General features: G+C 60.8%; 7 protein-coding genes. 2 read left to right on the top strand and 5 right to left on the bottom strand.

Going from position 1 to position 12,441, the window contains the following annotated elements; all coding sequences use genetic code 11:
- Positions 1-33 precede the first annotated feature (33 nt).
- Together glyA and morA are read right to left on the bottom strand one after the other, a co-directional pair.
- On the bottom strand, positions 34-1,287 hold the full coding sequence (gene glyA, locus ACS4NR_RS17600; protein WP_003228394.1) for a serine hydroxymethyltransferase: 1,254 nt from the start codon (positions 1,285-1,287) through the stop codon (positions 34-36).
- Positions 1,288-1,618: 331 nt separating this feature from the next.
- The gene (gene morA / locus ACS4NR_RS17595) at positions 1,619-5,467 is read right to left on the bottom strand and encodes a cyclic di-GMP receptor MorA (RefSeq protein ID WP_456017961.1); all 3,849 of its coding nucleotides are present in this window, start codon (positions 5,465-5,467) and stop codon (positions 1,619-1,621) included.
- Between the two features lie 427 nt (positions 5,468-5,894).
- Between morA and ettA the strand changes: the two genes are divergently transcribed.
- The gene (ettA, locus tag ACS4NR_RS17590; RefSeq protein ID WP_041065248.1) at positions 5,895-7,559 is read left to right on the top strand and encodes an energy-dependent translational throttle protein EttA; all 1,665 of its coding nucleotides are present in this window, start codon (positions 5,895-5,897) and stop codon (positions 7,557-7,559) included.
- Between the two features lie 346 nt (positions 7,560-7,905).
- Positions 7,906-9,243 carry an NADP-specific glutamate dehydrogenase gene (gene gdhA / locus ACS4NR_RS17585; RefSeq protein WP_456017960.1) on the top strand — a complete coding sequence of 446 codons (1,338 nt, stop codon included), beginning with the start codon at positions 7,906-7,908 and terminating at the stop codon, positions 9,241-9,243.
- Here gdhA and ACS4NR_RS17580 read toward each other — a convergent pair.
- From ACS4NR_RS17580 to ACS4NR_RS17570, 3 genes are all read right to left on the bottom strand, one after another.
- A complete protein-coding gene (locus ACS4NR_RS17580) occupies positions 9,240-9,734 on the bottom strand; it encodes a GreA/GreB family elongation factor (RefSeq protein WP_456017959.1) in 495 nt (164 codons plus the stop codon). The two genes, gdhA and ACS4NR_RS17580, sit on opposite strands and share 4 nt — an antisense overlap.
- A gap of 71 nt (positions 9,735-9,805) precedes the next feature.
- On the bottom strand, positions 9,806-10,162 hold the full coding sequence (locus tag ACS4NR_RS17575) for a hypothetical protein (protein WP_115986776.1): 357 nt from the start codon (positions 10,160-10,162) through the stop codon (positions 9,806-9,808).
- A gap of 218 nt (positions 10,163-10,380) precedes the next feature.
- Positions 10,381-12,234, bottom strand: coding sequence for an Lnb N-terminal periplasmic domain-containing protein (locus ACS4NR_RS17570; RefSeq protein ID WP_456017958.1), 1,854 nt, complete (start codon positions 12,232-12,234; stop codon positions 10,381-10,383).
- Positions 12,235-12,441 lie beyond the last annotated feature (207 nt).

Raw genomic sequence — 12,441 nt, 5'->3', positions numbered from 1 at the left:
CCGGTTTTTCATGCTGCGGATTTGACGTCGCGATTACGCGCCGTACACCGGCAGTTTCTTGCAGATGGCTTTGACTTTCTCACGAACGGCGTCGATCACCGCTTCGTTGTTCAGGTCAGCCAGGATGTCGCAGATCCAGCCGGCCAGCTCTTTGCACTCTGCTTCTTTGAAGCCGCGAGTGGTCACGGCCGGAGTACCGAAGCGCAGGCCGGAAGTGACGAACGGCGAGCGTGGATCGTTTGGCACGGAGTTCTTGTTCACGGTGATGAACGCTTTGCCCAGCGCGGCGTCGGCGTCTTTACCGGAGATGTCCTGCTTGATCAGCGACAGCAGGAACAGGTGGTTCTTGGTACCGCCGGAAACCACGTCGAAACCGCGCTCGATGAACACTTCGGCCATGGCCTGGGCGTTCTTCACCACTTGTTCCTGGTAAGCCTTGAACTCAGGCTGCAGCGCTTCCTTGAAGCAGATCGCTTTAGCGGCGATCACGTGCTCCAGCGGGCCACCCTGGGCGCCCGGGAATACCGCGGAGTTCAGCTTCTTCTCGATTTCGGCGTTGGCGCGCGCCAGGATCAGACCGCCACGTGGACCGCGCAGGGTCTTGTGGGTGGTGGTGGTGACCACGTCAGCGAAAGGCACCGGGTTCGGGTAGACGCCAGCGGCGACCAGACCGGCCACGTGAGCCATGTCGACGAACAGGTAGGCACCGACTTTGTCAGCGATGGCGCGGAAGCGCGGGAAGTCGAGAATCTGCGAGTAGGCAGAGAAACCGGCCACGATCATTTTCGGCTTGTGTTCTACAGCCAGACGCTCGACTTCGTCGTAGTCGATCAGGCCGTTGGCGTCGATGCCGTACTGCACCGCGTTGTACAGCTTGCCGGAGGAGGAAACGCTGGCGCCGTGGGTCAGGTGACCACCGTGGGCCAGGCTCATGCCCAGGATGGTGTCGCCACCTTGCAGCAGGGCCAGGTAGACAGCGGCGTTGGCTTGGGAACCGGCGTGCGGCTGAACGTTGGCGTAATCGGCGCCGAACAGCTCTTTGGCGCGGTCGATGGCCAGTTGCTCAACAACGTCGACGTACTCGCAACCACCGTAGTAGCGCTTGCCCGGGTAGCCTTCGGCGTATTTGTTGGTCAGTACCGAGCCTTGAGCTTCCATCACCGCAGGGCTGGTGTAGTTTTCCGAAGCGATCAGCTCAATGTGCTCTTCCTGGCGCTGAGCTTCTTGCTCCATGGCGGCAAAGAGATCGGCGTCGTACTTGGCAATAGTCAAATCACGGCTGAACATGGCGGTCCTCAAGGATCGGGGGCAGAAAAGGGGGGCATTCTAACCCAATGGGTTTTGGATGGCATATGAAACGACATCATGTCGCAGACAAGTGGCCTTCATGCCAGATGTGCGGTGCTTTTGCTGGCTCCACAATGGCCGCGTTTCAACCGGAGAATACTGATCCACGGCAAGTCCCTGTGGCAGCCAGCCTGCTGGGGATGGCTGCACCGCAGATTTTTCCGGCGTCTGTACCGGCCCTTTCGCGAGCAAGCCCGCTCCCACAGGGATGTGCATTCCAATGTGGGAGCGGGCTTGCTCGCGAAGGCGTCATTGGCGGTGCCGCAAAAAATCAGTCGAACATGAACAGCGCATCATTGCTGAACTGCGCTTCAAACCGGCTCGCCGGCATTGGCCGTCCGAACAGATAGCCCTGCACTTCATCGCAACCGTGCTCGCGCAGGAAGTCCAGTTGCTCATGGGTTTCCACGCCCTCGGCGATTACCGCCAGATTCAGGCTGTGGGCCATGGCGATGATCGCGCGGGCGATCTGCGCGTCCTGTTCGCCGGACGGCAGGCCGTCGACGAAGGTGCGGTCGATCTTCAGCACGTCGATCGGAAACTGCTTGAGGTAGTTCAGCGACGAGTAACCGGTGCCGAAATCGTCGACCGCAATGCTCAGGCCGAGGTTTTTCAGCCCGGCGAGGATCTGCATCGCCTCGCTGACTTCGCGCATCAGGATACTTTCGGTCAGCTCCAGCTCCAGGCACGCCGGCGGCAGCCCGGTTTCCCGCAGAATGGTGGCGATACGCGTACCGAGCTGGCCATCGGAGAACTGCCGCGCTGAAATGTTCACCGAGACTTTCGGCACGCGCACCCGATTCTGGTGCCAGGTCTTGAGCTGGCGGCAGGCTTCGCTGATGACCCAGTCGCCAACGTCGACCACCAGACCCAGCTCTTCCAGCACCGGAATGAAATCCCCCGGCGGCACCAGCCCGCGACGCGGATGACGCCAGCGCAGCAGCGCTTCGGCCCCGGTCAGGCGTTTGCCGTCGCCGCTGAATTGCGGCTGGTAATACAGGACGAATTCGTTCTGCTCCAGCGCATGACGCAGGTCGCTTTCCAGCTCCAGACGTTCCAGCGCACTGGCGTTCATGTCGGCCTGATAGAACTGGAAGTTGTTCTTGCCGCGCTCCTTGGCGTGGTACATCGCGGTGTCGGCGTTCTTCATCAGTTGGCTGAGTTCGTTGCCGTCCTGCGGACTCAGGGCGATGCCGATACTGGCGGTGACGAAGAACTCGCGGCCTTCCAGCACGAATGGGCGCACCAGACTGGCAAGAATCTGCTCGGCCACATGAATCGCCCGGTTCAGCGCCATTTCGCGGCTGGAACGATGTTGCAGGAGCAAGGTGAACTCGTCGCCGCCCATGCGTGCCACGGTATCGTCATCGTCGACGCAGGCCAGCAGCCGCGTGGCCATGTCTTTCAACATGCGGTCGCCCGCAGCATGGCCGAGGGAGTCATTGATCGGCTTGAAGCGGTCGAGGTCGAGGAACATCAGCACCACCCACGACTTCTGCCGTTCGGCCGATTGCAGCGCGGTGTGCAGACGATCCTGGAACAGCGTGCGGTTCGGCAGGTGGGTCAGGGCGTCGTAGTAGGCGAGGCGGTGAATCCGCTGCTCACTGGCCTTGCGCTCGCTGATGTCGCTGAAGAAGCACACGTAACTGGCCAGATCGCCTTCATCGTCGAGTACCGCCGTGATGCCGACCCACGCCGGGTAATGCTCGCCGTTACGCCGCTTGAGCCAGACTTCGCCTTCCCAGGTGCTGTGCTGGTGCAGTTGCTTGAGCACGTAGCGCAGGTGCGCGTCCTGTTGTTCGTCGACGGTGAGCATGTTCGGCAACTGGTCGAGTACTTCGGATACGGCATAGCCGCTGACCCGGCTGAAGGCTTCGTTGGCCTGCACGATGTAACCGGCGGGGTCGGTGATCAGGATCGCCGAGGTCGAGTGCTCGAATACCGTGGCGGCCATGCGCAGGTCTTTCTCGGCGCGGCGCTGCTGGCTGATGTCGCGGCCGACGCCGAGCACGCCTTCGAACGCGCCGTGTTCGTCCCACACCAGCACCAGGCGCAGCTCGATCGGAATCTTGCGACCGTCGGCGCGCAGGCAGTCGAACAGGAACATCTGCGTCTGTACCTGGCTTCGCAGCTGCGCGAGTTGCTCAGGCTTGTCGAGCGCTTTGCTGACCCGATCCATCAAGGTGTAGATGCCGGACAGCTGCTGCGGGTTGGCGATGGTCGATTGCCAGCCGTTCTGGAAAATCCACTCGGCGTCGTAACCCAGTACCGCTTGCACCGACGGACTGACGTAGTTCAGCGACAGCTTGCTGTCGGTGGAGAAAATCACGTCGCTGATGCTTTCGGCGAGCATGCGGTAGCGCTGCTCGCTGTCACGCAGGGATTCACTGGCTTCGATCTGCTCGGTGATGTCCTTGGCCACGCCGATGATCCGCGTGACCTGATCATGTTTGTCACGGGCCAGGGCCTGCTCGCGAATGTCGAAGCGCCGCCACTTGCCGTCGCGATGGCGGAAGCGCAACTGGCACTGCAACAACTGGCTGTAACCGGCGTGCCGCTGCATCTGCCGCGAGCGGTGGTAATAGTCGGCGTCTTCCGGGTGCAGGAGGATTTCCCAGAAGTACTCGCCCATCTGGTGCAACTCGGAGCGGTTGTAACCGAGGGTCTGGCCGAGGTGGTGGTTGCTGAAAATCATCCGCTGGCTGATGACGTCCTGCACGTACAGATGATCCGGCACAGTGCGCACCACGTCCGACCAGAAGCCTTCGCGCTCCAGCAGCGACAGTTCGATCAGCTTGCGGCTGGTGATGTCGTTGATGCTCAGAATCACCGCTTTGTAGTCGTGCTGTTCCTGTGGCAGGCGCAGGACCATCCATAGATGCTGATCGCGGCCGTTGATGTCCGGCAGTCTGATTTCCAGTTCCAGTTGATTCTGTTGCTGCAGAACCGCGTCGAGCACCTGGTGGCCGATGGCGCACTGGTTGTGCGGCTGACCGTCGATCAGCAACTGCCAGGCGTGCTCGCAGGAATTGACGTTGAGCAGTTGCAGCGCCACCTGATTGACCTCGGTGACGCGCAGTTCCTGCAGCAATTGCTGGCGCTGGGCCGGTTGGTCGAGCCAGGCCTTGAGCTGGTCGCTGGTCTGGATCTGCGCCTTGTCGAACAACTGCTTGAGGCCCGACAGGTCGAGTACGCACAGGGCGACGCCGGTGCCTTCGAAGATGTCCTGATAACGCCGGCGGCCTTCATGTAACTGGCGCTGGCGCCGGCGCATGTTGAGCAGAGCGATCACCGGCAGCATCGAGAACGCCAGACCCAACAGGCATTTGCCGATAAACGCCGGCAGCAGTTCTTCGAGCACGCGCTGGCGGTCGAACAGCCCGCGCAACTGCCAGTCGCTGCTGCTCAACGGCACGGTCAGCACGGTGTTGGCCATGTCGTCCGGGCTCAAGACGCCAGGCCGGGCCGAAGGCCGTGCCTCGTCGCGGCTGATGATCTGATGGTTGAGACGGTTTTCCACCAGCCACAACGGACGGATGCCGGTTTCGCCCTGCTGGGTCAGCGAATCGAAAAACGTCGGGGTCAGGCGCAACGCCCAATAACCGCGCGTGCTGCCGCTGGCCTGATGCAATAACAGGTGTACCACCGAACCGTCGTCGGCGTTGCTGAAGTAATGCGCCTGAGCGCGGCTGCGGCGCACCAGTTCACCAAGGTAATCGGCGTCGTGGCTGTCGCTGGCGCTGTCGTTGAGGATTTTCCCGGAGGGGCTGAGCAGGGCCAGGCTGCGCAGTTCCGGCAGCGATTGCTGGAGCTTGCGCAGCAGCGCCTGTTGTTCGTCGGACGACTGCGGCTGTTCGACGATCGGTAGCAGGTTGAGGGCGATTTGCGCATTCAGCGACATGTTCAGGCTGACCTGCGAGGCGAGGTCGGCGGTGTAGTCGATGGTGTACTGGCGCTGGTTTTTCTGGGTCTCGCGCAATTGATCGAGCAGTTGCCAGAACAGCAGGGCCAGCAGCAAAAGTACCAGCGTCGCCAATGCACCCTTCAATGTTCCGCGCAGGGGCGAGCCGGTCCCCGGATTGGACGCGCTCACAGAAGCTGGCGGGGTAACGTTGGACAAGCTGAAATCCTGCGGTTTGGCTGGACTGGCGCGACGTGCACTATAAGCCGGACGCCCGAAGGGCGGCTAGCATGCCTTGAGTTGTGGCGAAGTGCCAGCCCCACTCGGCTGGACTGCCTTCCGTCATTAAGGTAGCTTTGCCGGTTACGCGGGAGCCCAGACACTGCTAAAACTACTGCGCTCGGAAATACTGCGTTGAAAACAGGCTCGGACTGCTCATTTACAACCCGTAAACTCCGCGTCCTCGCCTGTTTCCGCCTTGTCTTTCCTTCGCTCGTTACGTTTTAACAGCGTCTGGCCCAGCTCCTAGAATCAGACTTTTTTCCGCGCGCACGCATTGATGACCATCAAGTGAACGACGCGCATCGGTCTGGCCGGGCATCGCCTGCGCTCCAATCATTCATCTGTCACTGACCCAAGGTTCTCCATGGCTCAATACGTCTTCACCATGCATCGGCTGGGCAAAGTTGTTCCGCCGAAGCGGGAAATCCTGAAAAACATTTCGCTGTCGTTCTTCCCCGGCGCCAAGATCGGCGTGCTCGGCCTCAACGGTTCGGGTAAATCCACGTTGCTGAAAATCATGGCCGGCGTCGACACCGAGTTCGAGGGCGAAGCCCGTCCGATGCCGGATCTGAACATCGGTTATCTGCCGCAAGAGCCACAACTTGATCCGACCAAGACCGTGCGTGAAGTGGTCGAGGAAGCCGTCAGCGTGATCAAGGATGCGCAAGCGCGCCTGGACGAGGTCTACGCCGCTTACGCTGACCCGGATGCCGACTTCGACAAGCTGGCTGCCGAACAGGCCAAGCTCGAAGCGATCCTGCAGGCCAGCGATGGTCACAACCTGGAGCGTCAACTGGAAGTCGCTGCCGACGCCCTGCGTCTGCCGGCGTGGGACGCCAAGGTCGAACACCTGTCCGGTGGTGAAAAACGTCGTGTGGCCCTGTGCCGTCTGCTGCTCTCCGCCCCGGACATGCTGCTGCTCGATGAACCGACCAACCACTTGGATGCTGATTCGGTGGCGTGGCTGGAGCACTTCCTGCACGACTTCCCGGGCACCGTGGTCGCGATCACGCACGACCGTTACTTCCTGGATAACGTTGCTGGCTGGATTCTGGAACTCGACCGCGGCGCGGGTATTCCTTACGAGGGCAACTACTCGGGTTGGCTCGAAGCCAAGTCCGATCGTCTGGCGCAGGAATCCAAGCAGCAGTCGGCTCACGAAAAAGCCATGAAGGAAGAACTGGAGTGGGTGCGCAAAGGCGCGAAAGCCCGCCAGTCGAAATCCAAGGCACGTCTGCAACGCTTCGAAGAAATGCAGTCGCAGGAATTCCAGAAGCGTTCGGAAACCAACGAGATCTACATCCCGGCCGGTCCGCGTCTGGGCGACAAGGTCATCGAGTTCAAGAACGTCACCAAGGGCTACGGCGATCGCGTCCTGATCGACAACCTGTCGTTCTCCATGCCGAAGGGCGCCATTGTCGGCGTGATCGGTGGTAACGGTGCCGGTAAATCGACCCTGTTCCGCATGCTGATGGGCAAGGAAACTCCGGATTCGGGCAGCATCGAAATCGGCGAAACCGTGCAACTGGCCTGCGTTGACCAGAGCCGCGAAGACCTCGATGGCAGCAAAACCGTGTTCCAGCAGATCTCCGACGGTTCCGATCAGATCCGCATCGGCAACTACGAGATTCCGTCGCGTACTTACGTCGGTCGCTTCAACTTCAAGGGCGGCGACCAGCAGAAGTTCGTCAAGGACCTGTCCGGTGGTGAGCGCGGTCGTTTGCACCTGGCGCTGACCCTGAAGGAGGGCGGCAACGTCTTGCTGCTCGACGAACCGTCCAACGACCTCGACGTTGAAACTCTGCGTTCCCTGGAAGAAGCCCTGCTGGACTTCCCGGGCGCCGCCATTGTGATCTCTCACGATCGCTGGTTCCTGGACCGCGTCGCGACCCACATCCTGGCGTACGAAGACGACTCGCAAGCGGTGTTCTTCGAGGGCAACTACACCGAGTACGAAGCCGACCGCAAAAAGCGTCTTGGCGAAGCGGCGGCCCAGCCACACCGGGTACGCCACAAAAAACTGGCCTGATTCGGGTTGGTGGTTTGAAAAAGCGGAGCCTTCGGGCTCCGTTTTTTTTGAGTTTTTTTCAGTGATACCGAGTCGTGGCCATCGCGAGCAGGCTCACTCCTACAATTGAAATACGGTCTCCTGTAGGAGTGAGCCTGCTCGCGATATCGGTGTAACTGTTGGTGCATCACTTCAATTTGACCTCCCCATTCAGGTGCAGAATCAGCTCAAAAAGCCGCCTGATTTATATCCTGCGCACCATTTAATTTCATAACTGCGACATTTTGCGCTGTTCCTGTGCGTAAATCGTTTGCTACAGTCCGGCTCAATCGCTTCCAACGACAATAAATTTGCCGAGACTTTTCCCATGATCGAATCCGTCGAATCCTTCCTCGCCCGCCTGAAAAAACGCGACCCGGATCAGCCCGAATTCCACCAGGCCGTTGAAGAAGTCCTGCGCAGTCTGTGGCCGTTTCTCGAAGCCAATCCGCGTTACCTGACCTCGGGCATTCTGGAGCGCATCTGCGAGCCGGAGCGCGCAGTGGTGTTCCGCGTGTCGTGGGTCGACGATCAGGGCAAGGTCCAGGTCAATCGCGGTTTCCGCATTCAGATGAACAGCGCGATCGGCCCGTACAAGGGCGGCTTGCGCTTCCATCCATCGGTGAACCTGGGCGTGCTGAAGTTTCTCGCCTTCGAGCAGACTTTCAAGAACTCCCTGACCTCGTTGCCAATGGGTGGCGGCAAGGGCGGTTCGGACTTCGATCCGAAGGGCAAGAGCGACGCCGAAGTCATGCGTTTCTGCCAGGCGTTCATGAGCGAGCTGTACCGCCACATCGGCGCCGACGTTGACGTGCCGGCCGGTGACATCGGTGTCGGGGCACGGGAGATCGGTTTCCTTTTCGGCCAGTACAAACGCCTGAACAACCAGTTCACCAGCGTGTTGACCGGCAAAGGCATGACCTACGGCGGCAGCCTGATTCGTCCGGAAGCCACTGGTTTCGGTTGCGTGTACTTCGCCGAGGAGATGCTCAAGCGCCGCGGGCAGACCGTCGAAGGCAAACGTGTGGCGATTTCCGGTTCCGGCAACGTCGCGCAGTACGCCGCGCGCAAGGTCATGGACCTGGGCGGCAAGGTGATTTCGCTGTCCGACTCCGAAGGCACGTTGTACTGCGAATCGGGCCTGAGCGAAGAACAGTGGCAGGCGCTGCTGGAACTGAAAAACGTCAAACGCGGACGCATTAGCGAACTGGCCACCGCGTTCGGTCTGGAGTTCCGCGCCGGTCAGTTGCCGTGGTCGCTGCCGTGCGACATCGCGCTGCCCTGCGCCACGCAGAACGAACTCGACGCCGACGCCGCGCGTACGCTGCTGCGCAATGGCTGCGTGTGCGTGGCCGAAGGCGCGAACATGCCGACCACGCTGGCGGCTGTGGATATCTTCATCGAGGCCGGCATTCTGTTCGCCCCGGGCAAGGCGTCGAACGCCGGCGGGGTCGCGGTCAGCGGTCTGGAGATGTCGCAGAACGCCATGCGCCTGCTGTGGACGGCGGGTGAGGTGGACAGCAAGCTGCACGCGATCATGCAGTCGATCCACCACGCCTGCGTACATTACGGCGAAGAGAACGGGCGGATCAATTACGTCAAAGGCGCGAACATCGCCGGCTTCGTCAAAGTCGCGGATGCCATGCTCGCGCAGGGTGTGGTTTAAGCCGGTTCGATGCGAATCACTTCAATCATCTGATCGCCGGCGGGGCGCTGCCACAGGACTTCGTCATTGAGCCGGGCGCCGAGCAGCGCCCGGCCCAGCGGCGAAGCCCAGTTGATCAGGCCCTGACTGGCGTCGGCCTGATCTTCGCCGACCAGTTGCACCCGACTCTCGGTGTCGTGTTCGTCGGCAAACGTCACCCAGCTGCCAATCTGCACCTTGTCGGTAGAAGTCGCGGGGGCAGCGACCTGCGCGCTGGCGAGGCGTTGGTTGAAGTAACGCAGATCCCGTTGCAGATCGGCCAGACGTTGCTTGTCAGCCTGTTCGCCCTTGGCCGATTGCTCGGCGTGCAGGGCTTGCAGTTCGGCGACTTTGGCCTGTAACTGCGCCAATCCCTGCGGTGTGACGTAATTGGGCTGCGCGCTGACCTGCCGTTCGACGGGCTGATCGGCTTGCGCGGCGGCGTTGTCCTCGTTGACGAAAGCGCGGCTCATGCTGTTCTCCTGTGCATAGAGTTTGGGCCATGGTCGCCGGCATTTGGTTTCACTGGATGTCTGGAAGCGACCTATTGCGCGCGATAAGCCCGCCCGGCGTCCTGATCTTTCTGCTGCTGCCAGGCGCGCTCGCGTTCGTCCCAGTGCTCGTTGCGATACTCCTCGCGATCCTTGTTTTCCAGCATCGCCTGGCACTGGCGGAAGCCGTCGGTCCAGCCTTCGGCGTATTGCTTGTCTTTGAGATAGCGCGGCACGTTCTTGCGAAACTCGCCGCTGATCGAACCGGCGGCTTGCCGGCCGCTGACACAGCCATCGTCAAAGCCGTCGGCGAAGGCTGGCGGATAACCTTTGGCGATCAAGTCTTCATGGGTGGTCTGGCAACCCCCAAGCAACAGCAAAACACCCAACAGCCCCGCACACCGCCACATCGCACTCTCCTGCGCCGATTCTCGGCTTATGGGGAAAGTCTAGAAGCGGATTCGTCGGGCGTTGGTGAAAGGCATGTGAGTAATTCGTTGAACACTGGAGATCCCTGTGGGAGCGGGCTTGCTCGCGAAAGCGGTGGATCAGTCGAGATTTGAATCGCCTGACACGACGCCTTCGCGAGCAAGCCCGCTCCCACAGGGGTTATTGATTGCGCTTCAGGTCAGTAGTGATACCACTTCACTTCAAGCATGACCTCGGTTTCCGGGGTGGCGAGGTGGCTGAACTCACGCTGTGCCGTCAGGCGCAAACCGAGGTTGCGCGACAGCTCCCATTGCTGATTCAGGCTCAAGCTACGGCGCACTTCACCATTGAAGAAGTAATCGCCCTTGGCTTCCAGGCTGAGATTGCCCAGCGGGTTTTTCCACAACACACCGGTATTGAAACCGCCGGCCGGGGAGACGAATTCGGCGAAGTCATTGTTGTGTTCAACGCGCACGGTGCCGAGGGCAAAACCCAATACGTCATCACCTAGCGCCCAGGTGCCGCCGCCGCCGCCGTTGACGTGGCTGACCAGCGTCTCGTCATCATGCTTGCCCGGCACCCGCTCAAGGCCGCCGGTGACTTGCCACGACAGTGGCTGCAGCAGCTCATTGCGCGGGGTCAGCGAGCGGATGGTCGCCAGGTCCAGTTGCTGGAATTGCCACTGGTTGCCTTCGTATTGACGCAACTTCATCTGCAGGATTTCGATCTGCGCGCCGAGCGGGAAGCTTTCGGCGTTGTCGTTGAGATCGTGATAGGCCATGCGCAAACCGTACTCACCGAACGCACGATCACCGCGGGTGCCGACGCCGGCCTGCCAGGTGCGTGATTCGTGGCCGTCTTCGGGCAGGCCCGGTTGCGGGATCTGCAGCTCCGGTGCCGGATTCTTGTTGATCGCCCGCAGCAGTTCAAAGCTGCGCTGCGCTCGTTGCGCATCACGTTCCTGACCGTTGGCGCGGTAGCGTTCCAGACGATACGCCGCATCGATGATCAGCGCCTGGCGATCCCGGGGCAGGGCCTTGAAGGTCGGCTCCTGCAACACCTGTTGATCGGCGCTGACCTTCAGCACCCATTGCTGTTCATCGCTGTTCAACGGTTCGGCGCGGCTGAGCAATTCACGCTCGCGGGACGGACGATATTCGATGCTTTCCACCAGCCCGGCCTCTTTCACCGCTTTGACTGTGTCGGTAGGGATAGCGGTCAGCGGGAATTGCTCGGTCAGGCGCAGGCTCGGACGCGCCACTTGCAGCAGTTCGAGCAGGCGATAGGAGCAGTTTTCGTCGAAGAAGAAATAGTCGAACTGGATCTGCTTCAGCTCCCACACATGCTCGACCATGCGCGCGGTTTCTGCTTGCGTCAGGTTCAGCCGGTACTCCCACAGGTCGCGGTTTTCCAGGCTGCGGTACTCGGAAAGTTTTTCCTGATACGGCACCAGCGCGAACAGCCCCGGGTAGCCGCCCATCAAGCCTTTCCAGGCGTAGAGGATGCTGTTGTCGGAGCCTTCGATGTAGGCGCCGAAGTTGATTGCGTAGCTGAGCAGCGAGGTCTTGTCGGCCTGCACGTCAGCCTGGTCGATGCGCAGCAGGGTGTGGCCGAACATCGACGACGGGCTGTTGAGGTAGGCCGCCGGGAAGATCATCACTGCGCTGTGCGGCGAGACGTCCTTGAACCACTTCTTGTATTCGGCGCATGCAGGTGTCGGCAGATCGCTGAGATTGAGCTGTGCTTTCAGCCAACGGGTGCGGGCCGGATAAACACATTGCGCATGTTGCTCGCCGAGACTGGTCGGGGCGTACAGCGCCTGTACCGTAGCGGCCAGTTCATTGTCGGGGTGTTCGTTGCCATCGGGCGCAAGAAAGAATTTCTTGTCGCTGACATAACTGCGCCAGCCGCCGAGCTTGGCGGTTTCGTAGTGACCGAGGGAAATCCAGAAGCGGTCGTTGGCCAGTTGCTGCAAACGTTGAGGGTCGATGTGAGGCGCGGCGGACAGCGGGGCGCAGACACACAGCGCCAGCCAGGCAAGGCGTTTGAGCATAAATGGCAACTTAAGTCGAAAGAAAAACAAAGACCCCGGGCGTTAATACAGACAAGTCAAACAGCACCGAACCTGTGGCGAGGGAGCTTGCTCCCGCTGGGGCGCGCAGCGGCCCCGTTTAAAAGAACCGGGAGCGCTGCGCACTCCAGCGGGAGCAAGCTCCCTCGCCACAGGGTTCAGCGCATGTCACAACTGACCTGCATCGCT

The organism is Pseudomonas sp. JQ36 (assembly GCF_053851495.1).
The sequence above is the reverse complement of the archived record's forward strand: the minus strand, read 5'-3'. Positions and strand labels throughout refer to the sequence as shown.

Excerpts from the sequence above, each read along its gene's own strand:
- ACS4NR_RS17580 (WP_456017959.1), bottom strand. The coding sequence starts at position 9,734 with ATGAGCCGCGCTTTCGTCAACGAGGACAACGCCGCCGCGCAAGCCGAT.
- gdhA (WP_456017960.1), top strand. The coding sequence starts at position 7,906 with ATGATCGAATCCGTCGAATCCTTCCTCGCCCGCCTGAAAAAACGCGAC.
- ACS4NR_RS17575 (WP_115986776.1), bottom strand. The coding sequence starts at position 10,162 with ATGTGGCGGTGTGCGGGGCTGTTGGGTGTTTTGCTGTTGCTTGGGGGT.
- ettA (WP_041065248.1), top strand. The coding sequence starts at position 5,895 with ATGGCTCAATACGTCTTCACCATGCATCGGCTGGGCAAAGTTGTTCCG.
- glyA (WP_003228394.1), bottom strand. The coding sequence starts at position 1,287 with ATGTTCAGCCGTGATTTGACTATTGCCAAGTACGACGCCGATCTCTTT.
- ACS4NR_RS17570 (WP_456017958.1), bottom strand. The coding sequence starts at position 12,234 with ATGCTCAAACGCCTTGCCTGGCTGGCGCTGTGTGTCTGCGCCCCGCTG.